At 37.8% G+C, this 26,186-nt stretch carries 27 protein-coding genes; 18 read left to right on the forward strand and 9 right to left on the reverse strand.

Annotated features, from left to right (window positions below):
* Window positions 1–177 precede the first annotated feature (177 nt).
* From ACQ334_RS19050 to ACQ334_RS19075, 6 genes are all read right to left on the reverse strand, one after another.
* Window positions 178–807: a DUF4294 domain-containing protein gene (locus ACQ334_RS19050; RefSeq protein WP_430989849.1), complete on the reverse strand. Its 630-nt coding sequence runs from the start codon at window positions 805–807 to the stop codon at window positions 178–180.
* A gap of 126 nt (window positions 808–933) precedes the next feature.
* The gene (locus ACQ334_RS19055) at window positions 934–1,668 is read right to left on the reverse strand and encodes a copper homeostasis protein CutC (protein WP_430989850.1); all 735 of its coding nucleotides are present in this window, start codon (window positions 1,666–1,668) and stop codon (window positions 934–936) included.
* Window positions 1,669–1,748: 80 nt separating this feature from the next.
* A complete protein-coding gene (locus ACQ334_RS19060; RefSeq protein WP_430989851.1) occupies window positions 1,749–2,765 on the reverse strand; it encodes a N(4)-(beta-N-acetylglucosaminyl)-L-asparaginase in 1,017 nt (338 codons plus the stop codon).
* 32 nt (window positions 2,766–2,797) lie between these two features.
* Window positions 2,798–4,186 (reverse strand): Gfo/Idh/MocA family oxidoreductase, encoded by a 1,389-nt coding sequence (locus ACQ334_RS19065; protein ID WP_430989852.1) that lies wholly within the window; start codon window positions 4,184–4,186, stop codon window positions 2,798–2,800.
* 31 nt (window positions 4,187–4,217) lie between these two features.
* The gene (locus tag ACQ334_RS19070) at window positions 4,218–4,523 is read right to left on the reverse strand and encodes a phosphoribosylpyrophosphate synthetase (RefSeq protein WP_430989853.1); all 306 of its coding nucleotides are present in this window, start codon (window positions 4,521–4,523) and stop codon (window positions 4,218–4,220) included.
* A gap of 32 nt (window positions 4,524–4,555) precedes the next feature.
* Window positions 4,556–5,830 carry an MFS transporter gene (locus ACQ334_RS19075; RefSeq protein ID WP_430989854.1) on the reverse strand — a complete coding sequence of 425 codons (1,275 nt, stop codon included), beginning with the start codon at window positions 5,828–5,830 and terminating at the stop codon, window positions 4,556–4,558.
* 243 nt (window positions 5,831–6,073) lie between these two features.
* Here ACQ334_RS19075 and rnr point away from each other — a divergent pair, with 243 nt between their 5' ends.
* Both rnr and ACQ334_RS19085 read left to right on the forward strand, forming a co-directional pair.
* The gene (rnr, locus tag ACQ334_RS19080) at window positions 6,074–8,101 is read left to right on the forward strand and encodes a ribonuclease R (protein WP_430989855.1); all 2,028 of its coding nucleotides are present in this window, start codon (window positions 6,074–6,076) and stop codon (window positions 8,099–8,101) included.
* A gap of 3 nt (window positions 8,102–8,104) precedes the next feature.
* Window positions 8,105–9,070 carry a polyprenyl synthetase family protein gene (locus tag ACQ334_RS19085; RefSeq protein ID WP_430989856.1) on the forward strand — a complete coding sequence of 322 codons (966 nt, stop codon included), beginning with the start codon at window positions 8,105–8,107 and terminating at the stop codon, window positions 9,068–9,070.
* 6 nt (window positions 9,071–9,076) lie between these two features.
* On the opposite strand, the gene ACQ334_RS19090 is transcribed toward ACQ334_RS19085, so the two are convergent.
* Complete coding sequence (locus ACQ334_RS19090; protein WP_430989857.1) at window positions 9,077–9,646, reverse strand: hypothetical protein; 570 nt, start codon at window positions 9,644–9,646, stop codon at window positions 9,077–9,079.
* 75 nt (window positions 9,647–9,721) lie between these two features.
* On the opposite strand from ACQ334_RS19090, the gene ACQ334_RS19095 reads away from it, so the two are divergent.
* The 4 genes from ACQ334_RS19095 to ACQ334_RS19110 all read left to right on the forward strand — a co-directional run bounded on the left by ACQ334_RS19095 (window position 9,722) and on the right by ACQ334_RS19110 (window position 14,756).
* Window positions 9,722–11,458 carry an amino acid permease gene (locus ACQ334_RS19095; protein ID WP_430989858.1) on the forward strand — a complete coding sequence of 579 codons (1,737 nt, stop codon included), beginning with the start codon at window positions 9,722–9,724 and terminating at the stop codon, window positions 11,456–11,458.
* An 82-nt stretch (window positions 11,459–11,540) separates the two neighbouring features.
* The gene (locus tag ACQ334_RS19100; RefSeq protein ID WP_430989859.1) at window positions 11,541–12,554 is read left to right on the forward strand and encodes a Smr/MutS family protein; all 1,014 of its coding nucleotides are present in this window, start codon (window positions 11,541–11,543) and stop codon (window positions 12,552–12,554) included.
* A gap of 216 nt (window positions 12,555–12,770) precedes the next feature.
* Complete coding sequence (locus ACQ334_RS19105; RefSeq protein ID WP_430989860.1) at window positions 12,771–13,820, forward strand: hypothetical protein; 1,050 nt, start codon at window positions 12,771–12,773, stop codon at window positions 13,818–13,820.
* Window positions 13,821–13,931: 111 nt separating this feature from the next.
* Window positions 13,932–14,756, forward strand: a complete 825-nt coding sequence (locus ACQ334_RS19110) for a dienelactone hydrolase family protein (protein ID WP_430989861.1) — start codon at window positions 13,932–13,934, stop codon at window positions 14,754–14,756.
* A gap of 77 nt (window positions 14,757–14,833) precedes the next feature.
* Here the strand turns inward: ACQ334_RS19110 and ACQ334_RS19115 are convergent, their stop codons facing one another.
* Both ACQ334_RS19115 and ACQ334_RS19120 read right to left on the reverse strand, forming a co-directional pair.
* Window positions 14,834–15,112: a hypothetical protein gene (locus tag ACQ334_RS19115; RefSeq protein ID WP_430989862.1), complete on the reverse strand. Its 279-nt coding sequence runs from the start codon at window positions 15,110–15,112 to the stop codon at window positions 14,834–14,836.
* Between the two features lie 114 nt (window positions 15,113–15,226).
* Complete coding sequence (locus ACQ334_RS19120; protein WP_430989863.1) at window positions 15,227–15,841, reverse strand: pseudouridine synthase; 615 nt, start codon at window positions 15,839–15,841, stop codon at window positions 15,227–15,229.
* A 251-nt stretch (window positions 15,842–16,092) separates the two neighbouring features.
* Here ACQ334_RS19120 and ACQ334_RS19125 point away from each other — a divergent pair, with 251 nt between their 5' ends.
* From ACQ334_RS19125 to ACQ334_RS19180, 12 genes are all read left to right on the forward strand, one after another.
* A complete protein-coding gene (locus tag ACQ334_RS19125; RefSeq protein WP_430989864.1) occupies window positions 16,093–16,557 on the forward strand; it encodes an OB-fold protein in 465 nt (154 codons plus the stop codon).
* A gap of 31 nt (window positions 16,558–16,588) precedes the next feature.
* A complete protein-coding gene (locus ACQ334_RS19130) occupies window positions 16,589–17,137 on the forward strand; it encodes a YceI family protein (RefSeq protein WP_430989865.1) in 549 nt (182 codons plus the stop codon).
* A 113-nt stretch (window positions 17,138–17,250) separates the two neighbouring features.
* Window positions 17,251–18,346, forward strand: a protein-coding gene (prfB, locus tag ACQ334_RS19135; protein WP_430989866.1) for a peptide chain release factor 2 whose coding sequence is annotated in 2 segments (ribosomal slippage) — window positions 17,251–17,310 and window positions 17,312–18,346 — 1,095 coding nt in all. Because the reading frame shifts where the segments join, the coding sequence is not laid out codon by codon here.
* Between the two features lie 112 nt (window positions 18,347–18,458).
* Window positions 18,459–19,856 (forward strand): AAA family ATPase, encoded by a 1,398-nt coding sequence (locus ACQ334_RS19140; RefSeq protein WP_430989867.1) that lies wholly within the window; start codon window positions 18,459–18,461, stop codon window positions 19,854–19,856.
* Window positions 19,856–20,464 carry a hypothetical protein gene (locus ACQ334_RS19145; RefSeq protein WP_430989868.1) on the forward strand — a complete coding sequence of 203 codons (609 nt, stop codon included), beginning with the start codon at window positions 19,856–19,858 and terminating at the stop codon, window positions 20,462–20,464. The genes ACQ334_RS19140 and ACQ334_RS19145 overlap by 1 nt, the downstream gene beginning before the upstream one ends.
* Window positions 20,465–20,466: 2 nt before the next feature.
* The gene (gene pruA, locus ACQ334_RS19150) at window positions 20,467–22,101 is read left to right on the forward strand and encodes an L-glutamate gamma-semialdehyde dehydrogenase (protein ID WP_430989869.1); all 1,635 of its coding nucleotides are present in this window, start codon (window positions 20,467–20,469) and stop codon (window positions 22,099–22,101) included.
* A gap of 10 nt (window positions 22,102–22,111) precedes the next feature.
* Entirely contained in the window at window positions 22,112–22,735 is a 624-nt protein-coding gene (locus ACQ334_RS19155) for a GLPGLI family protein (protein WP_430989870.1), read from the forward strand.
* A 44-nt stretch (window positions 22,736–22,779) separates the two neighbouring features.
* Window positions 22,780–23,409 (forward strand): GLPGLI family protein, encoded by a 630-nt coding sequence (locus ACQ334_RS19160; RefSeq protein WP_430989871.1) that lies wholly within the window; start codon window positions 22,780–22,782, stop codon window positions 23,407–23,409.
* Window positions 23,410–23,429: 20 nt separating this feature from the next.
* Complete coding sequence (gene pyrR / locus ACQ334_RS19165; RefSeq protein WP_430989872.1) at window positions 23,430–23,939, forward strand: bifunctional pyr operon transcriptional regulator/uracil phosphoribosyltransferase PyrR; 510 nt, start codon at window positions 23,430–23,432, stop codon at window positions 23,937–23,939.
* Between the two features lie 293 nt (window positions 23,940–24,232).
* Window positions 24,233–25,159, forward strand: coding sequence for an aspartate carbamoyltransferase catalytic subunit (locus ACQ334_RS19170; protein ID WP_430989873.1), 927 nt, complete (start codon window positions 24,233–24,235; stop codon window positions 25,157–25,159).
* Between the two features lie 87 nt (window positions 25,160–25,246).
* Window positions 25,247–25,726 (forward strand): pantetheine-phosphate adenylyltransferase, encoded by a 480-nt coding sequence (gene coaD / locus ACQ334_RS19175; protein ID WP_430989874.1) that lies wholly within the window; start codon window positions 25,247–25,249, stop codon window positions 25,724–25,726.
* Complete coding sequence (locus tag ACQ334_RS19180) at window positions 25,726–26,157, forward strand: hotdog fold thioesterase (RefSeq protein ID WP_430989875.1); 432 nt, start codon at window positions 25,726–25,728, stop codon at window positions 26,155–26,157. Before coaD ends, ACQ334_RS19180 begins: the two co-directional genes overlap by 1 nt.
* The last annotated feature ends 29 nt before the right edge of the window (window positions 26,158–26,186 follow it).

A 26,186-nucleotide genomic window follows, 5' to 3' on the forward strand; every position in this document is an offset into this window, starting at 1 on the left:
CGGGATAATGGTAGTAAGTAAGACCAGTAAAATGACATATAAAAATTTCATTTCCCTTTAAACTTTTAAGTTTGATAAGACTGTGATAATGGCATACAACATAATAGCTTAATAAGGCTAATTGGAATTGAAAAGGGCTACTTCACGATTCACCATTGACGATTGACGTTTCACCACTCACGACCCATAGCCATACATCCGCCTTACTTCCAGCACAATCTTTTCAATAGTAGCATCTTCGCCTGTAGCATCATAAGGCTGCTTTAAATTACTATCAAAGAAAAAGGCAACAGTTTGATAAAAACGTGCAGTAAACCCACCTTTATAATCTTTGATGATCTCGTAACAGTTGTTGCCGGTTTCCCGGTTGATCAGCTTCATCAGCACTTTGCCCTGGTACACCGATAAATTGGTAAGCGGATCGGTGAATTCTTTTTTTAATTCTTTTTCCCTGGATTTGATATATTCTTTACGGGCAGATTTATCGGTAATATTAGTGAGTTTCAGATTGATGTCGTTTAACACAGCGCCGGCTCGTTTAGCATAGGGGTAAGTAACATATACTGCATTTCTCAACCTGGTCCATTGGGCGTTTTTATTTGCCTGGTCGCCTTTTAAAAAGCCTACTACCGAAACGTCGTATAAGGTTTTTGCTTCGATAGTATCGCCATTGTAAATAACAGCTCCCACCACAAGCGTATCATTAGAAACTGTTTGTGCAATTAAAGTATTATTCCTCATTGTAAAAAACACAATGAAAAGGAGTACTACAACTTTAACCGGTATGGCGATCTTTTGAATTTGCATTGAGACTGAAATTACTAAGCATCTCTTAAAGTAATACGGATAAGATGCTTAAAGTAACCCTAAAGTTTATTAATGAGGCATATTTTTAATGAAAATGTTACACTATCAGCTTTAAAAAGCTGCTTTTTACCCCTGCTGGTAACTTTTCAGCAGGGCTGCAATAGCTTGTACTTCTTTGCCATCCACTATTACAGTGGTAAGATCTTCTTCCATCCCTGCTACCACAAAATCCATGGTGGTGGCTTCAAAAATTCTGGCAGAAGTATGAAACTCAGTTGCGCCGGTGATGGCTGCTACTTCAATGACATTGGAAGACCGCAGACCGCTGCCCGGCATAATAACGATTCTTCCATTGGCTTGTTGCACCAGCCGGGCAATTAATGGTGCTCCATCAAGGCAGTTGGGTACCAGTCCGCTGGTTAAAATTCTTTCGCAGCCGGTTTCTATTACATCTTCCAATGCTTTAAAAGGATCATTTACCCTGTCGAAAGCCCTTTGAAAAGTAACACCCGTGGGATAGGCCAGTGTTACTAATTGTTTACTTCTTTCCTTATCCACCGAACCATCTTTGTTTAACATGCCTATCACCACACCATCGCAACCAAGCTGTTTACACATTTGCACATCAGATTTCATGATCTCAAATTCGGCATCACTATAAAAAAAATCACCGCCACGTGGGCGGATCATGCAATACAATTCTATATTTAATGCAGCTCTTGCCGCTTTAATAAAACCATAAGAAGGGGTGGTGCCGCCATCGCCGGGGTTATCGCATAATTCTATACGTGTGGCGCCAGAAGCCTGTGCTATGCTGCAGCTTTCTATGGTAAAGGCAATTATTTCCAGGTTAAAATTCATGAAGAAATATTCAATGCTCAATGTTCAATATTCAAGTTTCAATAAAATGCAGCACTTACTTATATGAACATGGAGTATTTTTAAATGAGAAATTTTGATTGATGGATTTGGTTTTCATTGCCACTTTTTACACTGAACACAAATCCTTTTTGAATAGCATAAGCACCGTATTGCCCTTTTTTATTCAATGCTAAAAATCCTACCTGTAAAGTCTTTGCTTTGGCCGGATCTCTTTTTACAATTCTTTCCACCGCTTTTTTGCAAGCCATTTCGGGAGATAATCCCTGGCGCATAAATTCTACTACTAAATGTGTTCCGCAAATACGTATCACTTCTTCGCCGGTACCGCTGCTGGTAGCAGCGCCCACTTCATTGTCTACAAATAGGCCTGCGCCGATAATAGGAGAGTCTCCCACACGGCCATGCAATTTAAAAGCCATGCCACTGGTGGTAACTGCCCCGCTTAAATTGCTGTTGGCATCCATCGCTACCAATCCCATCGTATCATGATTAGGCGTACCATCATCAAAAAAATTGGGCGCAAAAGGGCCGTTGCCTTGTTTTCTTTCGATATTGATGACAGGTTTGTATTCACTATGTTTTAACCAGTCGGCGTAAGCTTTTTTAGCATCTTCCGAAAGTTCACCGCTTTCCAAAGGAAACCCGTTTTCAACTGCAAATTGCTGGGCGCCAGCACCTACTAAAATTACATGTGGTGTGTTTTCCATTACTTTACGGGCAACAGAAACAGGATGCTTTATTCTTTCGATACCTGCAACAGCACCGCAGTTGGCGTGTTCATCCATAATGCAACTGTCTAAAGTTACAATACCATCCCTGTCGGGGTAACCACCTAAGCCAACACAACAGTTGATCAGGTCTTCAATCTGCCTGGCACCGGCTTCCACAGCATCTAATGCACGGCCATTGGCAGATAATATTTTCCAGGCTTCGGCATTTACTGCCATGCCGCTATCCCAGGTAGAAACCACAATAGGTTTTGTCGTACTCTCCAAACCGTTAGCCAGCGATTTTTTTGCGGCAAGCAGGGGTGCGGTTAATGCGGAAAGGTGTAAAAATTTTCTTCTGTTGATCATCAGTATAATATATTCCTTAAAAGTGAGGTGAATTAATATTCGTCATTCAATGCAAAGATCTGTTTTCTTGTTTTCCATTTTCCTTTCGTAAAATCGGGTATGTTTTGTAAAGTGCCGCCTTCCAGTATTGATTTTTCGCTGAGCGGCGTTATACTGTACCAGGTGGCATAATCATACACATCCAAAGGGAAATCAGCGCCGCGTTTAATACATTCAATAAAAGCATGGTCAACAAAAAAGTCCATACCACCATGGCCGGCACCTTCAGCCTGGGCGCCATATTTTTTCCATAACGGGTGATCATTATCAGCTAACCATTTTTCAGTACCATCCCATTTATGACTGTGGTTCATTTGTTTTTGAAAATAGATAAAACCCTGGTTCTTGCCACCACTTCCATAATCCTGCCACAAACCTTCGGTGCCCTGCACACGAAAACCTAAATTGTAAGGGCGTGGAGAAGAAACATCATGCGTTAATAAAATAGTTTCGCCATTGGCACATTGCAATTGTGTATTTACAATATCACCACATTTAAAATTTACTTTGGCATTGGGATGATCCGGCCCGCCTTTCGGATGCTCTACAATATATTTATGCAAACCTCTTGCTTTAGATGCAATAGAAGATAGTTTAGTTAAACGGTTGCCTTTATTAATATCCATCATTACCGCAATGGGGCCAAGCCCGTGTGTAGGATATAATTCTCCATTACGTGTTCTGTTATGTTCTGTTCTCCATTGTGCTTCGCTGTAGGCATTTTTACCAAACTCCACACCACTGTCATAAGCGGTTACACCATCATTAAATAATACGCCACGAAGGTCATGTTCGTAACCACCTTGCCCGTGTAATAATTCTCCAAACATGCCCTGCCGCACCATGTTTAATACTGCCATTACATCACGGCGGTAACAAACATTTTCCATCATCATCAAAGGCACTTTTGTTTTTTCCGAAGTGTTTACTACATCCCAGCACTCCTGTAATTTAATGGCACCACAAACTTCCACACCGGCAATCTTTCCTGCATTCATAGCATCAATAGCTTGTATGCTGTGCCATTGCCATGGGCTGCAGATCATCACCGCATCTACATCATCACGTTTCAATAAATTTTTATAATCGGTGTCGCCGTTTTTATATATCGCCGGTTCGGGACGGTTGTATTGTTTAAACACTTTTAATGCTTCGTCAATACTACGTTGCTGCGGATCGGCAATGGCAGTGATCTCCACATCTTCTCTTTGTAAAAAATTACCCATATGCTCGTGCGAACGAAAGCCGGTACCAATGATACCCATGCGGACTTTGTCTTTTTTTACATTACTGAATGCTTTTATGGAATTGTTGAGTGTAAGTGCTGCTCCTGTAAGGGCAGAGGCTTTGATGAAATTTCTTCTGTTGAAATTTGCTGGCATGTGCAATCTTTTAAGAATTATAAATGATAAATTATTTGTGCATGGATAATTTACGGATCATATCGGTGGAAATACTTTCGGCATATGTACCAAAGGCACTGGTGATGCTGCCTTTTACTGTGCCATCTTTTGATTCAACGGCATACACCACATCCTCGTCATCGGGATTGGTATCGCCTTCAAAACGATAGACTTCCACAATTTCAAATTCGTGAGGATTTAATACGGTTTCATTTTTAGAACAGACGATCTTATCGAATGCAATATTAAAATCTATTTCATAGCCACGGGCTTTTAAATCTTTTAATGCGTCTGTTAAAGTATCGTAGGAATGCATGGTTGTTTTTTTAATAAAGTTAGGGAAACTTTCTATATGGGTGATGAGGGGTCTGACGGTTTAGAACCGTCTGACCCCTTATAACCCGATAAATAAATTATAACTACCAATGTTATTGATGCAGTAATTAAAAATGTGGCTAATCCTCCAAAATTATACCATAATAATCCGCATATACTGCTTGCCAATAATGCGGCAATACTTTGAAAGCCGGTATAGGTACCAATAGCAGTGGCCGTTTCATTCTTATCCACTATATTACTGATCCATGCTTTTGAAATACCTTCTGTTGCGGCGGCATACAAACCATATAACGCAAACAGTATAACAAAAATGATGATATTGTTGTTGAAAGCAAAGCCTGCGTATACTATTGCAAAAATAAATAATCCAAAAAGAAATACTTTTTTCAATCCTAATTTGTCGGCAATAATGCCTGCAGGATAAGCCAGCAAAGCATAAATAAAATTGTAAAAAATGTATACGCCAATAACAGCAGTATCATTCAACCCGCTTTCTTTCATTTTTAATAATAAGAAAACATCGCTGCTGTTGAATAGGGCAAAAAGCAATAAACCGGTAACCAGTTTTTTGTATTGGGGAGAACTGTTTTTCCAATAGCTGATAAAACTGAAAATGCCTGGTTGTTTAGTGTTTAGTCCTTCGACTTCGCTCAGGATGAGTTTAGGGTTTAGTTTTTCCGCTTCGTCAGGAAGGAGTTTAGGTTTTTCTTTTATAAGTAAAGTGCAAACAATAGCCAATACGCCGGGGCCGAATGCAATTACAAAAAGTGTTTTATAATCATGGGGATGAAAATATAAATAGCCCAATGTAATGGCAGGGCCGAATACAGCGCCCAAGGTATCCATGCTGCGGTGAAAACCAAAAACGGTGGCTTTCGTTTCTTTAGTGGCTTCATCGCTCAATAAAGCATCTCTTGCGCCGGTTCTGATGCCTTTGCCCAGGCGGTCGAGCGTTCTTGCAAAAAAGATCCATAGCGGGTAAACAAATATGGCCATTAATGGTTTACTTATAGCACTTAATCCGTAACCTAATTGTACAAAGGGAAGACGTTTGCCTTTGGTATCACTGAGTTTTCCAAAATAAGGTTTGCTTAATCCGGCAACGGCTTCGGCAATACCTTCCAAAACGCCAATGAATATTACAGTAAAACCAATTTGTTTTAAGAACAAGGGCATTACAGGGTAAAGCATTTCACTGGCTACATCGGTGAACATGCTCACCAAAGAAAGTATCCAGATCGTTTTGGTAATAATGCGTTTTTCAGAATGATTTTGAAGCTGCAATGAGGATGCTTTTTTTCGAATGTAGCAATTTGTTGGTACATTGCAGGATATTTCGCCGGTTTGCCACACTTAATCCTGGTATTTTCAGGAGCGGCACAGAAACACAAAAAGAATTACGGCAAATCTACGCTTCGATAAAAGTTCCCCAATGGTATGCCGTTGAAAGGATTGCGATGCAACGATGATGCCATGAAAATATAAAGCTGGTATCCAAAAAAAAGACCAGGAAAAAGAAAAATAATTATGAGTAAAACAGAAAAATCATCCAGAAGTTCATCGCAGGTAAAAGTGGTAAAGGGAGCGCTGGATATTTCACGAAGCGGTATTGGCTTTGTGGCAGTAGAAGGAATGGATAAAGATGTATTGGTAAGGCCGAATGATTTTAACCGTGCTTTTCATGGCGATACGGTAAAAGTACAGATTGCTAAACACACTATGCCCGGCAAACGCATTGAAGGAAAGATCACCGAAGTAGTGGAGAGAAAACAAACAGAATTCATTGGTAATTTGCAAGTGAGTAAAGCGTTTGCTTTTTTTACTGCTGATACTGAAAAGCCAATGCCTGATTTTTTTATCCCGATAGAAAAATTAAATGGTGCTGTTGAAGGCGACAGGGTAGTGGTTAAATTAACCAAATGGAATAAAGATGATAAAAAACCTGAAGGTGAAGTGGTAACAGTCATTAAGGCAGAAGACATGAATGATTTTGCCATGAAAGAATTACTGATCGACGCTGGCTTTCCTATTGGATTTGATGACGCCGTGATGAAAGAAGCGATGGAGCTTTCTGAAAACATTACCCGTATAGAATTAGTAAAAAGAAAAGATTGCAGGGATATTTTAACTTTCACTATTGACCCGGTGGACGCAAAAGATTTTGATGATGCTATCTCGATAAGAAATTTAGATAATGGCAATTATGAAATTGGTGTACACATTGCTGACGTGAGCCATTTTGTAAAGCCTGGCTCTTTGCTGGATAAGATTGCTTACGAAAGAGCTACCAGTGTGTATTTGCCAGACAGGGTAAATCCGATGTTACCCGAAAGGATCTCCAATGAATTGTGTTCATTGCGTCCGCATGAGGACAAATATACTTTCTCTGCTATTTTCCAGATCAATAACAGGGCGGAAATAAAACATAGCTGGATCGGCAGAACGGTTATTCACAGTAATCACCGTTTTAGTTATGAAGAAGTGCAGGAGATCATTGAGAAAAAAGATGGTCTGCATTATAAGCCCATCATGTTGCTGAACGACCTGGCACAAAAATTCCGCAGGGAAAGATTCCGGAAAGGCGCTATCAATTTCTCTTCGCAGGAAGTGCGTTTTCAACTGGATGAAAAAGGAAAACCTATTGGCATTGTGGTGAAAGAAAGTAAAGACGCTCATAAATTAATTGAAGAATTTATGTTGCTGGCCAACAGAACAGTGGCGGAGTATATTGCAAAAATAAAGATCAATAAACAGCCGGTACCGTTTCCTTACCGCATACACGATACGCCGGATGATGAAAAATTAAAACCATTTGTAGCATTCGCCAAAAAATTTGGTTACTCTTTTGATATGCATGATGAAGCTGCCGTTGCGGCATCATTTAATAAAATGCTTAAAGATGTAAACGGTAAACCTGAACAACATGTTTTGGAGCAATTAGGTATCCGCACTATGGCAAAAGCTGTGTACACTTCTGAAAATATCGGCCATTATGGTTTGGGCTTTGAACATTACTGTCATTTTACTTCACCCATACGCCGCTACCCGGATGTGATGGTGCATAGAATTTTACAGGAATGCCTGGATAAGAACCTGAAGCTGGATAAGAAGATGGAAGAGAAATGTAAACATTGCAGCGAAAGAGAACGCAAGGCGATGGAAACAGAAAGAGCAGGCAATAAATACAAGCAGGTGGAATTTATGCAACAATACTTAGGTGAAGATTTTGAAGGCATCATTAGTGGTGTGGCTTCTTTTGGATTTTTTGTAGAAACTGTTCTGCATAAATGCGAGGGTATGGTTACAGTAAGAGACCTGAGTGAGCATGATGATTTCAGGTTAGACGAAGCTGATTATGCATTGGTGGGTTTGAGAACGAAACGTAAATTCAGGATGGGAGATAAGGTAATGATAAAAGTGGTGGCTGCCAATTTAGGTAAGCGCCAGTTGGATTATCATTGGGTGCCAACAGTTAGCAAAGCAACAAAAACAGTAGCTAAAGAAACTGCAAAAGCACCTGCAAAAGGAAAATCAACAACCAAAAAGAAGAAGTAGTACATGCATAGTTTTTTAGAACTCTCAAAGCTATTTGAAGAAAAATTTAATGTCAGGCATTTTCCCGGTCATACCGAAACTTTATATGATCCTGCACAATATATTTTAGGCATCGGTGGTAAAAGAATACGTCCGGTTTGTGTGTTACTGGCTAATGAATTGTTTGATGAAATTACTGCTGATGCTTATCATGCAGCAACTGCAATAGAACTCTTTCATAATTTTAGTTTGATACATGATGACATCATGGACAAAGCGCCGGTGCGCCGTGGTATGCAAACAGTGCATATGAAATACGGCGAATCAACAGCTTTGCTTGCAGGTGATGTAATGTTTGTAAAAGCGTATGAGAATTTAAATAAGATTCAACCATTCAATCTGCAGAAAGTATTACAGCTCTTCAACATAACTGCTGCCCAGGTTTGTGAGGGACAGCAACTAGACATGGATTTTGAAAAAAGAGATACCGTAAGTTTTGAGGAATATGTAAAGATGATCACGTTGAAAACTTCTGTACTGGTGGCTGCTAGTCTGCAACTTGGTGCTATACTCGGTGGTTCAGGAGAAGGCAATCAAAAACATTTGTACGAGTTTGGAAAAAATCTGGGTATTGCCTTCCAGGTGCAGGATGATTATTTAGATGCTTTTGGTGATCCTGATAAATTTGGTAAACAGATCGGCGGTGACATCCTGGCCAACAAAAAAACTTTTTTACTGATACATGCGTTGGAAGTAGCTACCGCCGAAGATAAAGCTGCTTTATTACAATTGATGATTGATAACCCTGCTGATAAAGTGGAGAAAGTATTAGCCATTTTTAAAAAATGTAAAGTGGATGAATGGGCTAAACAATTACAGGAAAATTATTTTCAGACAGCTTTACAACATTTAGAAGATACTGCCGTGCTTTCGGCAAGAAAAAAACCTTTGATGGAGCTTGCGCAATATTTGATGGTGAGGGAGAGTTGAGGATTATTATGTTGATTGCCTGCTTTCTCTTTCGGATTCTATATGGTGATGTAAACAAAAAAAACTCCATAAAATAAATTCCCAATCCGGTTCATCTTTAATTTCAATCCAGCCTTTTATTGCTGACGAATATTCGCTCGTGTACCATTTCTTTTTGGTGCGGTTTATATTAATAGTCAAAAGTATATTGCTGTATAATCTGTAAACCTCAAATTTTAAATCAATACCATCATTTTTATTGAATATCGTTTTATGCTTAGCATGCATGTTGTAGTGTATCGATTTAAATTTACTTCCTTCTCCAAAATGACCGATACTTTCGGCAGATTTATTATTGTAAATATTAAATTGAGGTTTTTGATGACTACCTTCCTTTGTTAAATTAATTTCCGAGTCCGCAAATTTGCCTATTGCAATCACCGTATTATAATTTCTGAAATTTCCATGCCTGTAAAAAACATACCCTGTTTCATTATTGTATGATAAATGATATATCGTTCCGCATAAATAGGATTTATCCAGGTCGTATAAATTTGGATCCCCAATATCCTCACTATACCATTCTATAATAGCCATTTTTAAATTTTATTTTCAGTCTCAATATTATTAATTATTTTGGATTGTTAAACAAAGAAACTAAACTACACTCTTATGTCCACTTCTTTATTCAGGAAGAAATCAATCTCCACTATTTTAAAAGATGCAGAATCGGGTTTTGGTGATGGTGATCATGTATCCTTAAAAAAAGTGTTAGGTGTACGTGACCTTACTTTTTTTGGTGTGGCCGCTGTTATTGGAGCCGGTGTTTTTAGTAGTATTGGTAAAGCCAGTTACGATGGAGGACCAGGAGTTGTTTACCTGTATGTGTTTACTGCTATAGCCTGCGGCTTTGCTGCCTTGTGCTATGCAGAGTTTGCTAGCACGGTACCGGTTTCCGGTAGTGCGTATACGTATTCTTATGTAGCCTTTGGTGAAATTTTTGCATGGATCATTGGCTGGGATCTTTTAATGGAATATGCTATTGGTAATATTGCGGTAGCTATCAGCTGGAGCGATTACTTTACCAACCTGATGGATAAAGCCGGTATGCATGTGGCCAACTGGCTGAGTATGGATTATGTAACAGCTCACAGCGGTTTTACTGAAGTAACCGATCTGCTTACAAAAGGTGAAACTTTACAATCATTAGCGCACAACCCGGACAATGCCAACCTGCTTTCACGCTATGATGCGTGGACGCATGCACCTGTACTGGGCGGTTTGCACCTGATCATGGATTTACCTGCATTTTGTATTGTTACATTAATAACTGCAGTGGTTTTTGTGGGTATTAAAGAAAGCAGGGCTATGAGTAATATTATGGTGATCATAAAATTGTGTGTTATATTTTTAGTGATTGTACTGGGTGCTTATTATGTGCATCCTCAAAACTGGACGCCCTTTACACCTAATGGTTTTAGTGGTATATTAAAAGGGGTGTCGGCTGTGTTCTTTGCTTATATTGGCTTTGATGCTATTTCCACCACGGCAGAAGAATGTAAAAATCCACAAAAAGATCTGCCCCGTTCAATGATCTATTCTTTAATTATTTGTACCATACTCTATGTTTTATTGGCACTGGTGCTTACTGGCATGGTATCTTATAAACAATTAAATGTTGGTGATCCGTTAGCATTGGTATTTGAACAAAGGGGATTGCATTGGATAGCGGGTATCGTTGCAGTAAGTGCCATAATAGCTACAGCCAGCGTGCTGCTGGTTTTTCAAATGGGACAGCCACGTATATGGATGAGTATGAGCAGGGACGGCTTGTTGCCAAAAATATTTTCTAAGCTGCATCCTAAATTTAAAACACCTTCTTTCTCCACTATTTTAACAGGTATACTGGTGGCGGTACCTGCATTGTTTTTGAATCTATCAACTGTGCTTTCACTTACAAGTATTGGTACCTTATTTGCTTTTGTATTAGTGTGTGGAGGGATACTAGTGTTAGATAAAATGCCCAACAAGCCTGCATCAAAATTCAGGGTGCCATATGTGAGCGGAAAATTTATTGTGCCGGCAATGTTTATAGCTGCTCTTGTGCTCATTATATACAACGTACCGGGTTATTTTAAAAGCATAGCTACGCTCGAAACTTCGCCGATGATACTTTTCTGGATCGTCACACTTATTGTAACGGTATATACTTTTATCAAAGATTTTTCTTTGATCCCTGTGCTGGGATTGATCAGTTGTTTTTACCTGATGGCCCAGGAAACACATTTGGTATGGATACGGTTTTTAGCCTGGCTGGTAATTGGATTAGTGATCTACTTCCTGTACAGTTATAATAATAGCAGGTTGTCTCCAAAAAATGTTGCTGAAAGAGAGGCATTGGGAAAGTAGCGAAAACAAATATTCTGACAGTATTATAAATAACATTTTTTAAATTAAATACGGAAGCCAAAAGCTTCCGTATTTTTGCACTATGAAATACGAAGTAGGAGATGCCATTACCGTGCTGCTCACCAATGAAGACGGTAAAGTGGTAGAGATAATGAATGAAAAAATGGTGATGATAGAAGTGAGAGGTGTAAGGTTCCCTGCCTATACCGACCAGATTGATTTTCCTTACTTTAAAATGTTTACGCAAAAGAAAGCCCCTGAAAAAAAGAAGGTGTTCATCGACCAGGTGCGTAAAGAAAAAGCTACTGTAAGAACAAAAGAAGGCGATGGCATAGTGCTGTCTTTTCTTCCCGTATTCAGTAAAGATGTATTTGACGATGATGTGGTGGAGAAATTTAAAATTCATCTGCTCAATCATACTGAAACGGCCTATACTTTCACCTATAATTTAATGATCGGAGGCGATAGTGTTTTTCAATTAAAAAATACCGTAGAGCCGCTGGCAGATTTTTATTTGCATGATGTGGATTTTGAAGAATTGAGTGATAGCCCACGCTTTGATTTTGAATTTGGGTTAAAAGAGCCTGATAAAAGAAAAGCGCCTTATTATGAAGTATCATTAAAATTAAAAGGCAAACAGATATTTAAAAAGATAGAAGAAATTCAGTTGAAGAATGAACCCACTTTTGGCTATCTTTTATTCGATACCTATCCCAATAAAGTGGATGAAGAAAAAGTAGACCTGAGTATGTTAGGCAATGCCGGCTACAGGGTGTATGATGTTTCTAAAGTAAGAGAAAATTTAGAATCTGCACGTACGGTTGTGGATCTGCATATAGAAAAATTAACTGACAGCTGGAAACACCTCAGCAATTTTGAAATACTTACGCAGCAATTAAAAACCTTTGAAAAATATTACGACCTGGCCGTAGCACACCGTCAGCCAATGCTTACGATCATCCATGGCGTAGGCACCGGTAAATTAAAGGATGAGATACATGAAAGCCTTCGGTTAAAGAAAGAAGTAAAATCTTTTGTAAACCAATACAATCCCTTGTATGGGTACGGTGCAACAGAGATTTATCTTCAATATTAACAGCTTCGTACCGGTATTAGTGTTCCCTTTATAGGGTTTTAAATAAATATGTTTTTATTTTGCCGGAAAAGCCTATTTTCGTTGCAGAAATTTTAGCTACCACCAGCAAATTTTTGTACCCCCCACTGAAGATTGCTTCCCAAAAAAACACAGTATTGTTAGTCAGGTTACAGCGTAGGCTATAAAACTGCACCCAAAACCTTAAAAGTTTTTATTTTGAAAAGACTGCTACTATTTTTTTGTTTAGTGTTACCGGGGCGCTTTGCTATTGCACAAATGGCTGCTTTAAATCTTTCTGAGCTATCATATGTCCCCAAGCAAAAATTCGACAATTATATTTCTAAAAAAGGATTTGCTTTTGTAGGTACATCTTATAAAACAGATACCATTGCAAGAGACTTTGATTATAAGCCCACGGCTAAAGATACCATACCTGTACAAAGAACAGTAACCAGTTTTAGTACTAAAGAAGATTTTTGCCTTCTTTACAGAACCACTTCTACCGATGAGTTTCAAAAAATAAAAGCCGATATTAAAAAGGAAGGATTCTTTTGTAACCGGGAAAAAGATTCATTAACTGCTCCGTTTTTATTATATCAGCATAATGATGTCACGGTAAACATCTCATCAAAAACAATTGATACGTTAACGGAATATTCTTTTACCGTAAGGAAGCAGGAGTTACCCAAGCCAAAGGAAATTTCATTTGCAGAAGACCTTTCTGTTTTTAATTCACATGAATACCTGCGTTTTTATTTTGGAGAACAGAATGTAAAAAAAGATATTTACTATCTCTCTGATCAGAAAGTAGGTAAGTGTTCCGTATTATTTCCGAACACTAACCGACAGGTAGTTTTTTTATGGGACGACCAGGCGAACAACTGCAATCTTTCTAAAATTTATATTGGCGGCCAATTAATGGCAGAAAGTAATTTGCAATACGAAAATAATATACCGGAAAACCTGTGGCGCCTTAAAAGTGGTATCAGGCCGGGAATGAGTTTATATCAACTAAGAAAACTAAATGATGCCGCATTTAATTTCAATGGTGGCAATTCATCTAATACAGGCATGATTGCTACTGATAGCACCGGCAAACTGGATTTTAAAAGAGAAAGTGTTATACTGGGTTGCATGAATTGTACCGACCCTGCATTTTCTAAAAAGAAGATCATGAATTCTGATGATGCAATTGAGGAAGAGCGGATACTTTTTGTGCAGACCATCATTTTAGAACCAGTAAGAATTAAGCCTTCAGAAAAGTAGGCCGGTTGTTTCTGTTACAATATTCCTGCATCTTCAAATAATTCTTTTCAATTCTCATTTTTTTGGTGAACTTTATTCCTCGCTTTTCGTTTTATCATCAAACTAAATACAATGAGATATATTACTTCTATTATTTGTGCAGCCACGTTATTTTTATCTGCCTGCAATAACAACAGTTCAACACCCGAAAAAGAAATGACAAAAACACCGGTTATAAAAGCAGAAGATGTGAGTTACGGTACAGATAGTGCAAAGCTCACCGGCTTTGTTGCTTACGATTCTGCATCCACAGTTAAACGCCCCGTTGTTTTAATTATACATGAATGGTGGGGATTGAATGATTATGTAAAAAGCCGTGCAAAACAATTGGCCGGATTAGGTTACCTGGCCATTGCCGTAGATATGTATGGAGATGGTAAAATGGGCAACGATCCTGCCGAGGCCGGAAAACTGGCAACGCCTTTTTACCAGAATCCTGCATTGGCAAAAAGCAGGTTTGATGCAGCTTTAGCAAAAATAAAAACCTATGCCCAGGCAGATACTACAAAAATTGCAGCTATTGGTTATTGCTTTGGTGGTGCCATGGTTTTAAATATGGCAAGATTGGGAGAGCAGCTGAATGGAGTAGTTAGTTTTCATGGTAATTTGGTTGGTGTGCCAGCAGATAAAAATTTACTCAAAGCAAAAATATTGGTTTGTCATGGTGCAGATGACCAGTTTGTAAAACCTGAAGAAGTGGCCACATTTAAAAAGCAAATGGATTCTATCGGGGCTGATTACACATTTAAGCAATATGCAGGTGCCACACATGCTTTCTCCAATCCGGCGGCAACTGAATGGGGACAAAAATTTAAAATTCCTATTGCATATAATGCTGCTGCAGATTCAACATCATGGAACGATATGAAAGATTTCTTCGGAAAAATCTTTAAATAAGAAAAGGTAAAGGTCTTTATAAAACAAAACTGGTTCAGTATAAATGCTGAACCAGTTTTTTATTGTGCCTGTTGTTCTTAATTAGTATTTGTACTTAATTCTTCTTCAATTAGTTTTTGAAAATTGGTTTCATTTTCCAGTATCCATACCGGCAACTGGGTTTGTGCAATCTTCCAGCCGGTATCTTGTTTCTGCATTTCAAAAATAATACGATTACCCCTGTCGTCGGTAACGTTTACCGAACAAATATCTTTTTGCAGAGGGCTAAAGTGATTTCTGAAATTAAACTCTCTTAACCGGCCTTCGGCCTTGATTAATTTAGTGAACTGTACGTTTTTGAAAAATTGCAACTTCATGTGTAAGATTTTAGACTACCTAGGGACTGATATGGTTGCAATTTCGGTGCCATTTACCAAAAAAAAGACAGAACCAATGAAAATGTGCAAAAAATTAACAAGTTGTCAGTTTGTTTAGCTGACTTCATAATTGTCAATCTTCAATTGCCGGAAAAATTCTGTTTCCCCCATCTCTCTTACCTTTCCCGGTTCCAGGTTGTCAAGTGTGAGATCTTCTATGCTTATTCTTATCAGCCTTTTAACCTTGTGACGGATGGCGCCGATCATTTTTCTTACCTGGTGAAACTTTCCTTCTGTAATGGTAATTAAAAGCCATGTGTATGGCATATAGGCAGTTAGTCTTTCTGCCATTATGCAATAGGCCTCAGGATTGTCTACAATCTTCACCTCACATGGTGCTGTGGTATACTCTATACCGGTTTTTATTTTAAAAGTCACGCCTGTTTGCAGCCGTTGCAGGTTTTGCTCACTTATAGCATTGTTGATCTGTACTAAGTATGTTCTTTTATGTGGAGTATCGCTTAAAAATAATAAACGGGTTACTTTTTTGTTGGTAGTCAATAACAGTAACCCTTCGGAATCATTATCCAGTCTGCCAATAGCATGTGTGCCCACAGGAAAACTAAAATCAAGATCACCTAATAACCCTACTTTATGGGTGCTGATAAATTGCGACACCATTTTAAAAGGTTTATGCAGAACAAAGTACCGTTTAACTCCTGGCTCCATAATAAATTTTATATTGCAAGTTCTGTTTTTTAACAATAAAGTAAACCCTTCAAAAAATAATTACAGCAACTTTGGTTTAATTCTTGTAAACTAAAACTAATGTAAACCAGTAAGGTAGGCAACAGTTACAGGATAGGAGGGTTACAGTATTAACAAGCAGCCGTTAAAATGTTGAAAAATTTGCAGTCCGGTTGAATAAATGATGTTTAAACATTGTATATTTGCTATTATTATACAAAAACAGTAGACTTATGAGTGAGCCGAAACGTAAAAGGAGTCCGTGGATAAAAAGAATTTTAATTGGGGGTATTGTCTTGTTAATAGCAGGAGGAATAGCCGCATGGCTTATTTTTACAGAAAAATTTACAGATACTACAAAACGTGAAGCCGCTTTTACAGTAAACGCAATGGATCTGTTGCAGGAGTTTCAGAAAAGCGACAGCCTTGCTAACATAAAATATGCGGAAAAAATAATTACTGTTAATGGAAGAGTTACAGAAACCGAAGCCGCAGATACTACTATCAACATTAAAATGATTGATACAGCTACTTCGGCATATATCATTTTTGCATTTCAGCAGCAACATCTTGCAGAAGCTAAGCAATTAAAAGAAGGTGATAGTGTTTCTATTAAAGGTTCCTGCAGCGGTGGTACCTACAGCGATATATTGTCAACAGAATTTGTGACTTTTAAACGCTGTGCCATTAATAAATAAACTTTTAAAACAAATAAAATCAAACAAACAAATGAAAAAATCAATTCTCTTCTTAGCACTTGTAAGCGTACTGGGTACAACTATTGCACAAAAGAAAAAAACAACTACTTCAGCTACCATCAGCTTTGATGCAACAACTAAATTGGATGCATTACCAAAAGGCGATAATAAAACTGTGGTAGCAAGCCTGGATACCAAAAGTGGAGCCGTAGCTTTTGAATCTGTTGTAAAAAGTTTTTCTTTCAGCAACCCAAAAATGCAGGAGCATTTTAACAGCCCGATGTGGATGGATTCAGACAAATTCCCGAAAGCAACTTTTAAAGGCAAGATCACTAATGTTGCTGATGTGAAATTTACTACAGATGGTACTTACAGTGCAACTGTTACAGGAGACCTTACCATACATGGCGTAACAAAACCAGTTAGCACAACTGCATCTGTAGTGGTTAGCGGTAAAACTGTTACTACCACTTCTAACTTTGTTATTGCATTGGCAGATTATGGTGTAAACGGTGCGGCAATTGGCGCAGGCAAAGTTTCTACCGATCCTAAAATTACTGTAGTAGCAGAATTTAAATAAGTAAAGTTTTTTACCATGTCCCGTAAACAAACCCTGTTTTGTTTACGGGATTTCTTTTTTCTAAACATCTAACCGCTAAACTTCTAAACCTATAAATTTCTTACTTTTGCACCATGACAATTGAACAAATAAAGGCTCTGAGAGATCGCACAACGGTTTTGAAGAGATTTCTTTGACGTAGATAACAGAGAAGCTAAAACCGCAAACGACAAACAACTTTCCCTTTCTCCCGGTTTTTGGGACGACAATGCCCGTGCTACGGCCATTTTAAAAGAAACTAAAGTAAACGAATACTGGATCAATCTTTTTTATACAGTAAATACTGCTGTAGAAGATTTTGCTGTGTTATTTGAATTCTGGAAAGCCGGTGATGCAACCGAAGAGGAAACCAAAGAGGCTTTTGATAATGCTGTAGCTAAGATTGAAGAAGCGGAATTTAAAAGTACGCTTAACGAGCCGGAAGATGAACTACCTGCCATGTTACAGATAAACAGTGGTGCAGGTGGAACGGAAAGCCAGGACTGGGCAGAAATGCTGGCCCGTATGTTTAGAATGTATGGAGAAAAGCAGGGCTGGTCGGTTACCGAAATGGACTGGCAATGGGGCGATGGCGCCGGTATTAAAACCTGTACCTATAAATTTGAAGGCCCGTTTGCATATGGCTTTTTAAAATCAGAAAGCGGTGTGCATCGTTTGGTACGTATTTCTCCATTTGATAGTAATGCCAGGAGACATACCTCTTTTGTATCAGTAAATGTATATCCCCTGGTAGACGATACCATCAATATCGAAATCAATCCTGCAGATGTAAAAATGGAAACCAGCAGAAGTGGTGGGGCAGGCGGACAAAACGTAAATAAAGTAGAAACCAAAGTACAATTAACGCATATTCCCACCGGTATTGTGGTGGTTTGTCAGCAGGATAGAAGCCAGCTGGGTAACCGTGAGCTCGCCATGCAAATGTTGAAAAGCCGTTTGTATGAAATGGAATTGCAAAGACGCAACGAAATAAAAGATGCCGCCAATAGTAAAAAGAAAAAAATAGAATGGGGCAGCCAGATACGCAGCTATGTTTTTCATCCTTACAAAATGATCAAAGACCACCGTACCGATTATGAAGTAGGTAATGTGGGGCCTGTAATGGATGGCGAACTGGATGGATTTATTAAAGCTTATTTGATGAGTGAAAAAGAGGAGCAGAGTGCGTAATTTTTTTTTGGACGAACATAATCTCCCTGATTGGGCTTCATTGGCGACGCTCCGTTCAACAATTGTATTTCAATTTAGCTTTAATTATGTTGTATTATTGTAACTTTAAAAAATGAAGATTTGTAAAATTTACATAAAGAATTTTGAACAGTTTCAGGATGTAGAACTTGATTTTACTAATCCAGAAACAGGGGAACCATTGGATAAAATTTGTTTTATTGGAAGTAATGGAACCGGGAAAAGTAAGTTGTTGAGAATGATTAATTGGCTGTTCACAAGTGTCACTACAAGCTTTTTAAATCCAGAGTATGGAACTCCGAATTTAGTTGAAGGTGCAAAGATTATATTTAAATTGCTTCATCATAATACTCGATTTCTTATTTTTCATTTCAACAGAAATAGTTTTATTCTAAATATTGGCGATTACACTAAAGAAGAAGAAGCTAAGTTAATTTCAGAATTGTTTTCATTGAAAAAAGCTAATGATTTCAATAATATTTATAATTATAAAAAACTTACAGAATCAACTTTTAGTACTGATTTTCTTAAAGAATTTTTGTTTCAAGATAACGCCAAAGATTTATTGATTTATAGCCCAGCAGAAACTGAACTAATGTATTTAATGGGTAAAGATGGAGTGCCAGAAAGTAGCGTAGATGAAGCATTACAGCTTTCAAGTGACTTCCCTTTCTATTCAGTAGTGTCCCCAGATCGAGTAAAGGTTTTTTGGAAATTATTGATCTATAATTTACAACGAAGAAAAGAAGAAAAGGATAAATTTGAGGATTTGCCAGAAAATAGACAGAAGACAAAAGATGTTTTGATAAAAGAGTTTGATAGCAAAAATCCAAAAATACTTGAACATCTTGCTAAAGTGTGGGATAAGATTTTGAATAAGGCAGGTCTTGAATTTGATGTGAAAGGAGCAAGTAATCCATATCAGCTTACAGATAATTTAATTGCATATATCCGATTACTTTCAACTAAGCAGATTATACCTTATAATAATTTGAGTACGGGGATTAAAAATTTTATTTTTCGGCTAGGACATATTTACTCGTTGTATTTTAATAGAGAAATCAATAGAGGATTTTTATTGATTGATGAACCGGAAAATAGTTTGTTTCCAGATTTTCTTTTTGATTTGGTAGAGACATATAATCAGGTGTTAGTAGATAAACGTGGTCAAAATAATACTCAGTTATTTTTTGCTACTCATAATCCGATAATTGCGGCTCAATTTCAACCTTATGAAAGAATCATTTTAGATTGGAATCAAGATGGTTTTGTTTCTGTACACAGAGGAATTTCTCCTATAGGTGACGATCCTAATGATATACTTACTAATGATTTTGAATTAACTGATTTAATGGGGCCTGAAGGTAGAGAGCAGTTAAAAAAGTATGTGGAATTAAAAGGCAAATTGGCAAAAGCAAGTGCAAAAGAGGATAAATTTAAGCTTGCGTCAGAAATTAATAAAATTGGAGACCTGTATAATTTTTCAGAATAATGAAATTTTTAACCAAGACAGATCAATCCCAAATATTCATAGACAATCTGGTATATAGATCGGGAAACACTAGGGCGAATCAAAATCTTAGGAATTTACTTTTAAAAGAACAATGTGGGTTTTGTGCATATACAGAAGAATATCTTATAGAAAGTACATTGTGTCCAGAAGTTGAACATTTTGATCCGTCAAAAAAAAATAATGCGGATAATTATTATAACTATTATGTTGTTTCTCGTTTTGCAAACCAACGTAAAATGAAAGTTGATCGTACAAAAAAGTATAATGGAGCAAGTTTTTTTGTAAACCTATTCTTTCAAAATATTACAAAGCTTTATGAGAAAATTGAATATAAGGAAGGCGTATATGTAGAAAAAGATGGTGAAGACAAAGAGGCAAAGGAATTTATTGAGTATATGGGATTTAATGAAGATGTAATTTTGAAAAAGCGAAATAATGCTATAAGGAGATTAAAAAATACAATTGGTAATTTTTCACAAGAGGAGAAGATTGAGTATCTTAAGTTAGAAGATAAAGATATTCTTAGTTTTCCTACAGCAATTGAATACGAATTTAAAATTGATTTATCAGAAATATTAAATAGCTAATTATGCAATACGGAGATTTTTATTACCCCATGCCGGCCAACGAGCCAGTACTTTCTTATGCACCCGGATCAGCAGAGAAAAAAAGATTAAAAGAAGTTTTAGCAGAATTAAAAAAAGAAACTATAGATGTGCCCATGTACATTGGTACTGATGAAGTGCGTACCAATAAAAAAGTGGCCATGCATCCACCGCATGAGCGTAAACATGTATTGGGTTATTTTAATGAAGGCGATGCCAGCCATGTAAAAAAAGCCATTGCTGCAGCATTAAGGGCAAAAGATAAATGGGCCAACATGAGTTGGGAAAACCGTGCTAATATATTTTTAAAAGCAGCAGATCTGTTGGCTACAAAGTATCGTCCTTATATTAATGGCACTACTATGTTGGGGCAAAGTAAAAATGCTTTCCAGGCAGAGATTGATGCGGCCTGTGAGTTAATAGATTTCTTACGTTTCAATGTTCATTTCTTAAGTGATATCTATCGCCAGCAACCCATCAGTGGCGCTGGTATGAATAATAGAATGGAATACCGTCCGCTGGAAGGATTTGTATTTGCATTAACCCCTTTTAATTTTACTGCTATTGGCGGTAACCTGCCTACATCTGCTGCTATGTGCGGTAATGTGGTGGTATGGAAGTGCGCCAATACACAGGTATACAGCGCACAAATGTTCATGCGTATTTTAAAAGAAGCCGGTTTACCCGATGGTGTTATTAACCTGGTCTTTGTTGAAGGGCCTGTTGCAGGGGATGTGATTTTTAATCACCCTGATTTTGCAGGCATTCACTTTACAGGAAGCACCGGTGTATTTAATTTTATGTGGAAGACGATTGGTGCTAATATGAGCATGTATAAATCTTATCCAAGAATTGTAGGTGAAACCGGTGGAAAGGATTTCGTGATTGCACATAAATCTGCTAATCCCGATGTAGTGGTGGCCGCATTGGCCCGTGGCGCATTCGAATACCAGGGACAAAAATGCAGTGCTGCATCAAGAGCTTATATTCCATCTAATATTGCAGCGGAAGTAAAGAAGAAATTAGTAGCAGAGATCAAGACCATGAAAATGGGGACGGTAGAAGACTTTACCAATTTTGTGAATGCCGTGATTGATGAAAAGAGTTTTGATAAATTAGAAAGCTATATTAAAGGAGCAAGAAAAAGAGATAGTAAAGCAAAAATTTTAGTTGGTGGTAAGTGTGATAAAACAGCAGGTTACTTTATTGAACCAACAGTTATTGAAACCACAGATCCAGCATACGTAACCATGTGCGAAGAATTATTTGGCCCCGTCCTCACTTTATATGTGTACGATGAAAATAAATTTGAAGATGCATTGAAATTAGTAGACAGTACTTCTCCTTATGCATTAACCGGTGCCGTTATAGCGCAAGACAGGTATGCGGTGGAATTAGCTACTAACAAACTCCGCAACAGTGCAGGTAATTTTTACATTAATGATAAACCAACCGGAGCAGTTGTAGGGCAACAACCTTTTGGCGGAGCAAGAGCAAGTGGTACTAATGATAAAGCAGGTTCTATCTTAAACTTATACCGTTGGTTAAGTGCCAGAACAATCAAAGAAACGTTTAATCCGCCAACAGATTATCGCTATCCGTTTTTGCAGGAGAAATAGATTTGTAGCTATGAAATATTTATTGTTGCTGTGCTTTTTATTTTGTGAAAATGTAAAAGCACAAAATACCTATAGCATAAATTACCGCCAGACTATTTCTGAAGTGGATGGTAATAAATTCAAAACGAAGGCGAGGTTAGTTTACAATGATTCCCTTTCTTTTTTTTATTTTATACCGCCCCGGGACAAAAAAGATAAACTGGCGAAGCTTACTGTGTTGGGAGATAAATTAATTCATCATGGGGTGATGTATGATAAAAAAAGGAACGAAATGTTAGAAGAAGTAACATTTCCTGAAAATAGTTATTTCGTTTTAGTAGATTCCCCCAGGCAACATAATTGGATTTTTACACAACAATCCAAAAGTATATTGGGGCATACCTGTAAACAAGCATATACTGTTGAAAAAAACAAAGACACTACAACGGTTTGGTATACCGAGGGAATAGGAACTGATTTTGGGCCTATTTACTATTGGGGTTTGCCTGGTATAGTTTTAGAGGCTTCAGATCAACGTTTCCATCTCCGGATCGTTGCAGAAAAGATAGCATTGACTTCACTTACAGTTATGCTTCCGCAAAACGTTGAAAGAGTGCCGGCAGAAAAGTATGGCTATCAAAAACTACAGCAATAAACAATAACTATATCTTACCACTTAAAGAGAAAAGATTTTTAACTATGAAATATTTATTGCTGGTATGCTTTTTATATTGTAGCAATAATACAAAAGCTCAAAATACTTACCGTATCAATTATAGTCATGTTAAATACTTTGCCGATTCTTTAAAGAGGAATGGAGTAACTGATTTTAAATGGAGTGCAAGGTTAGTTTACAATGATTCTATTTCGTTTTACTACATATTGCCGGATGGCAGTAAAAAAGATAAGTTTGAAAAAAAGCCGGTTATAGGTGATAAACTAATACATCACGGACTGCTATTTAATGCACGGACTAAAGAAGCGTTTAATGAAGTAGCATGGCCAAAAAATAATAATTTCCTTGTTAAAAGTTCGCCCAGGCAGTTTAGCTGGGTATTCAGTAATAATACCAAAAATATACTGGGGCATATTTGTACATTAGCATATTCCGTTAATGCCAATAATGATACTTCAATGGTTTGGCACACTGATGAATTAGGAAAAGGCTTTGGGCCATATGATTTTTTCGGATTGCCGGGCATTGCCTTAGAAGTTTTTGATCAGCAAAATGACTCTCATTACATTGCGGAAAAAATTGAGTTAACTTCAGTAACTTTAGTGTTTCCAAAAAACGCAGCAATAAAATATCCGCCGCAAAAGCCACAATAATAAACAAAAAAAGACCTGTTTTGAAAATCATCTTAGATAAACAACAATTACATCTCACCATCTCCAGGCTGGCGCATCAGCTTTTGGAAAATCACCTCGATTTAAGCAATGTGGTTTTTATTGGACTGCAGCCAAGAGGCGTAAAAGTGAGCAACCTGCTGGTAGAAAATATCCGTAAGTTGTATCCTTCAGAAAAAGTACATTATGGCATTTTAGATATCACTTTTTATCGTGATGATATCAGGAATGAATTACATGTTGCTAATAAAACAGATATTCCGTTCTCTATCGAAGGCAAAAAAGTAATTTTAATTGATGATGTTTTATATACAGGCAGAACGATCAGGGCTGCATTAGATGCCTTGCAGGATTTCGGCCGTCCGCAAAAAATAGAACTTTGTGTATTGGTAGATAGAAGGTTTAACCGGGAGTTGCCCATCCAGCCGGATTATTGCGGCAAAGCCATCGATACTGTTATCTCACAAAAAGTAAAAGTAGAGTGGGAGAGGGAAGAAGTGGTTTTATATTAGAGGAAAGCTGCAAGGGAAGTAGCTGCAAGGGACAAGTTTTAGTTTTAAATAACTTTTCAATCTTTTATACGCTATAAAGAAAGCTGCAAGGGGCAAGCTTTAGTTTCAAATATCTTTTCAATCTTTTGTGCGTTATACAATAAGCTGCAAGGGGCAAAATTTATATTAAAATACCGTTACAATTTCTTTTATACTATAAATTATCATGCTTCTCCCTTGTAACTATTCCCCTTGAAGCTTCTCTCCCAGTTTTTCTTGTTCCCTGTTATTTTTTCTACTAACTTCGCTGCTTAATGCAACTATCTACTAAACACTTATTAGGCATTAAAGATCTCACTCCCCAGGATATTTCCATTATTTTATCTACCGCCACAGAATTTAAAGGGGTTTTACAAAGACAAATAAAGAAAGTGCCTTCCTTACGGGATGTAACGATTGTAAATTTATTTTACGAGAACAGTACCCGTACCAGGATATCTTTTGAACTGGCCGAAAAGAGATTAAGTGCCGATACCATAAATTTTACAGCGTCAGGATCATCTGCCGCAAAGGGAGAAACATTACTGGACACTGTAAATAATATCCTTAGCATGAAAGTGGATATGGTGGTAATGCGTCATAGTGCAAGCGGAGCACCGCATTTCCTGGCAAAACATATCCCTGCTGCCATTGTAAATGCAGGCGACGGTATCAACGAACATCCCACACAAGCTTTACTGGATGCTTTTTCAATACAGGAAAAATTAGGATCACTGGAAGGAAAGAAAGTTGTCTTGATCGGTGATATCATGCACTCCCGTGTGGCACTCAGCAATATTTATTTATTAAAAAAGATGGGTGCCGAAGTGATGGTGGCAGGCCCGCCAACACTAATACCCAAATACATCAGCGAAGCATTGGGCGTAAAAGTAGAATATAATTTAAAGAAGGCTTTGGAATGGTGCGATGTGGCCAATGTATTGCGCATTCAGCTGGAGAGGCAAAACCAGGTATTGTTTTCTTCTTTAAGAGAATATAACCTGGCTTATGGCGTTAGTAAAAAATTATTAGACGGACTGAAAAAAGAAATTGTGATCATGCATCCCGGCCCTATTAACAGGGGCGTGGAAATTGACAGTGATGTTGCTGATAGCAATCAATCCATCATTTTACAGCAGGTTGAAAATGGAGTAGCTGTGCGTATGGCAGTGTTATACCTGCTCTCAGGAAGTAAATCATAAATATTTCAGATTTTGGATTGCAGATTTGTAAGAACTGCGGGCACCAAAAATCATAAATCTGAAATCTACAATCATAAATCTACAATCATGCCTCGTATTTGCTTGTTTCCCGGAACCTTTGACCCTGTAACTTTAGGGCATATCGATATTATCGACAGGGCTTTACCATTGTTTGATAAATTGATTGTGGGTATTGGCCGCAATGTAAATAAAGCACCCATGTATAGCGAAGAACAAAGATTACAGTGGCTGAGAGAAATTTATAAAGACGATCCTAAAGTAGAAGCAGTGGTGTATGATGGATTAACAGTGGATTGTTGTAAAAGTGTTGGTGCTAATTTTATTTTAAGAGGCATCCGTTACGTGAACGATTTTGAATACGAAAAGGCTATTGCCGATATGAACAGGAGTCTGGATGGCCATGTGGAAACCATCTTTCTTACCTGTCTTCCGCAGTTTACTTCGGTGGCTTCTACATTGGTACGGGATGTATTACGCAATGGCGGTGATGTATCGCAATTTTTACCAGCCCCGGTAAATCTTTCTATAAAAAATAATAGTAAATAATGGCGGTTATCTGGTTTAATAAATCACTATCACTACCGGATATTCAACCGCTGGGTCCCAAAACTATGGGTGAACATTTAGGTATGGAGTGGGTGGCTGTTGGCGATGATTTTCTTAAAATGAAAATGCCGGTAGATGATCGCACTAAACAACCTTATGGTTTATTACATGGCGGTGCAAGTTGTGCACTGGCAGAAACCATTGGCAGTGTTGCATCTCATTTTGTTATAGATCCGGATAAATTTATTTGTGTTGGCCTCGAAATAAATGCCAATCATGTACGTGGTGTAAGAGATGGTTATATTACAGCGACATGCATACCTTTACACATAGGCGCTTCCACGCATGTATGGGATATAAAAATTCATGATGAAAGAGAAAAGCTGGTGTGCATCAGCAGGCTTACGGTTGCTATATTAAAAAAACCGTAAGAACACCACCTGCGGCGTGTTCGAATTCG

It is taken from the genome of Ferruginibacter sp. SUN106 (genome assembly GCF_050611765.1).
Lineage (GTDB): Bacteria > Bacteroidota > Bacteroidia > Chitinophagales > Chitinophagaceae > Ferruginibacter.

What these genes read in the sequence shown, in the direction of transcription:
- ACQ334_RS19130 (WP_430989865.1), top strand. Translation starts at nt 16,589, where the DNA reads ATGAAAAAATCAATTCTCTTCTTAGCACTTGTAAGCGTACTGGGTACA.
- ACQ334_RS19070 (WP_430989853.1), bottom strand. Translation starts at nt 4,523, where the DNA reads ATGCATTCCTACGATACTTTAACAGACGCATTAAAAGATTTAAAAGCC.
- ACQ334_RS19145 (WP_430989868.1), top strand. Translation starts at nt 19,856, where the DNA reads ATGAAATTTTTAACCAAGACAGATCAATCCCAAATATTCATAGACAAT.
- ACQ334_RS19120 (WP_430989863.1), bottom strand. Translation starts at nt 15,841, where the DNA reads ATGGAGCCAGGAGTTAAACGGTACTTTGTTCTGCATAAACCTTTTAAA.
- ACQ334_RS19115 (WP_430989862.1), bottom strand. Translation starts at nt 15,112, where the DNA reads ATGAAGTTGCAATTTTTCAAAAACGTACAGTTCACTAAATTAATCAAG.
- ACQ334_RS19090 (WP_430989857.1), bottom strand. Translation starts at nt 9,646, where the DNA reads ATGGCTATTATAGAATGGTATAGTGAGGATATTGGGGATCCAAATTTA.
- ACQ334_RS19110 (WP_430989861.1), top strand. Translation starts at nt 13,932, where the DNA reads ATGAGATATATTACTTCTATTATTTGTGCAGCCACGTTATTTTTATCT.
- ACQ334_RS19100 (WP_430989859.1), top strand. Translation starts at nt 11,541, where the DNA reads ATGAAATACGAAGTAGGAGATGCCATTACCGTGCTGCTCACCAATGAA.
- ACQ334_RS19085 (WP_430989856.1), top strand. Translation starts at nt 8,105, where the DNA reads ATGCATAGTTTTTTAGAACTCTCAAAGCTATTTGAAGAAAAATTTAAT.
- ACQ334_RS19170 (WP_430989873.1), top strand. Translation starts at nt 24,233, where the DNA reads ATGCAACTATCTACTAAACACTTATTAGGCATTAAAGATCTCACTCCC.
- ACQ334_RS19065 (WP_430989852.1), bottom strand. Translation starts at nt 4,186, where the DNA reads ATGCCAGCAAATTTCAACAGAAGAAATTTCATCAAAGCCTCTGCCCTT.
- ACQ334_RS19050 (WP_430989849.1), bottom strand. Translation starts at nt 807, where the DNA reads ATGCAAATTCAAAAGATCGCCATACCGGTTAAAGTTGTAGTACTCCTT.
- ACQ334_RS19155 (WP_430989870.1), top strand. Translation starts at nt 22,112, where the DNA reads ATGAAATATTTATTGTTGCTGTGCTTTTTATTTTGTGAAAATGTAAAA.
- ACQ334_RS19125 (WP_430989864.1), top strand. Translation starts at nt 16,093, where the DNA reads ATGAGTGAGCCGAAACGTAAAAGGAGTCCGTGGATAAAAAGAATTTTA.
- ACQ334_RS19160 (WP_430989871.1), top strand. Translation starts at nt 22,780, where the DNA reads ATGAAATATTTATTGCTGGTATGCTTTTTATATTGTAGCAATAATACA.
- ACQ334_RS19095 (WP_430989858.1), top strand. Translation starts at nt 9,722, where the DNA reads ATGTCCACTTCTTTATTCAGGAAGAAATCAATCTCCACTATTTTAAAA.
- ACQ334_RS19180 (WP_430989875.1), top strand. Translation starts at nt 25,726, where the DNA reads ATGGCGGTTATCTGGTTTAATAAATCACTATCACTACCGGATATTCAA.
- coaD (WP_430989874.1), top strand. Translation starts at nt 25,247, where the DNA reads ATGCCTCGTATTTGCTTGTTTCCCGGAACCTTTGACCCTGTAACTTTA.
- ACQ334_RS19060 (WP_430989851.1), bottom strand. Translation starts at nt 2,765, where the DNA reads ATGATCAACAGAAGAAAATTTTTACACCTTTCCGCATTAACCGCACCC.
- ACQ334_RS19140 (WP_430989867.1), top strand. Translation starts at nt 18,459, where the DNA reads ATGAAGATTTGTAAAATTTACATAAAGAATTTTGAACAGTTTCAGGAT.
- pruA (WP_430989869.1), top strand. Translation starts at nt 20,467, where the DNA reads ATGCAATACGGAGATTTTTATTACCCCATGCCGGCCAACGAGCCAGTA.
- ACQ334_RS19055 (WP_430989850.1), bottom strand. Translation starts at nt 1,668, where the DNA reads ATGAATTTTAACCTGGAAATAATTGCCTTTACCATAGAAAGCTGCAGC.
- rnr (WP_430989855.1), top strand. Translation starts at nt 6,074, where the DNA reads ATGAGTAAAACAGAAAAATCATCCAGAAGTTCATCGCAGGTAAAAGTG.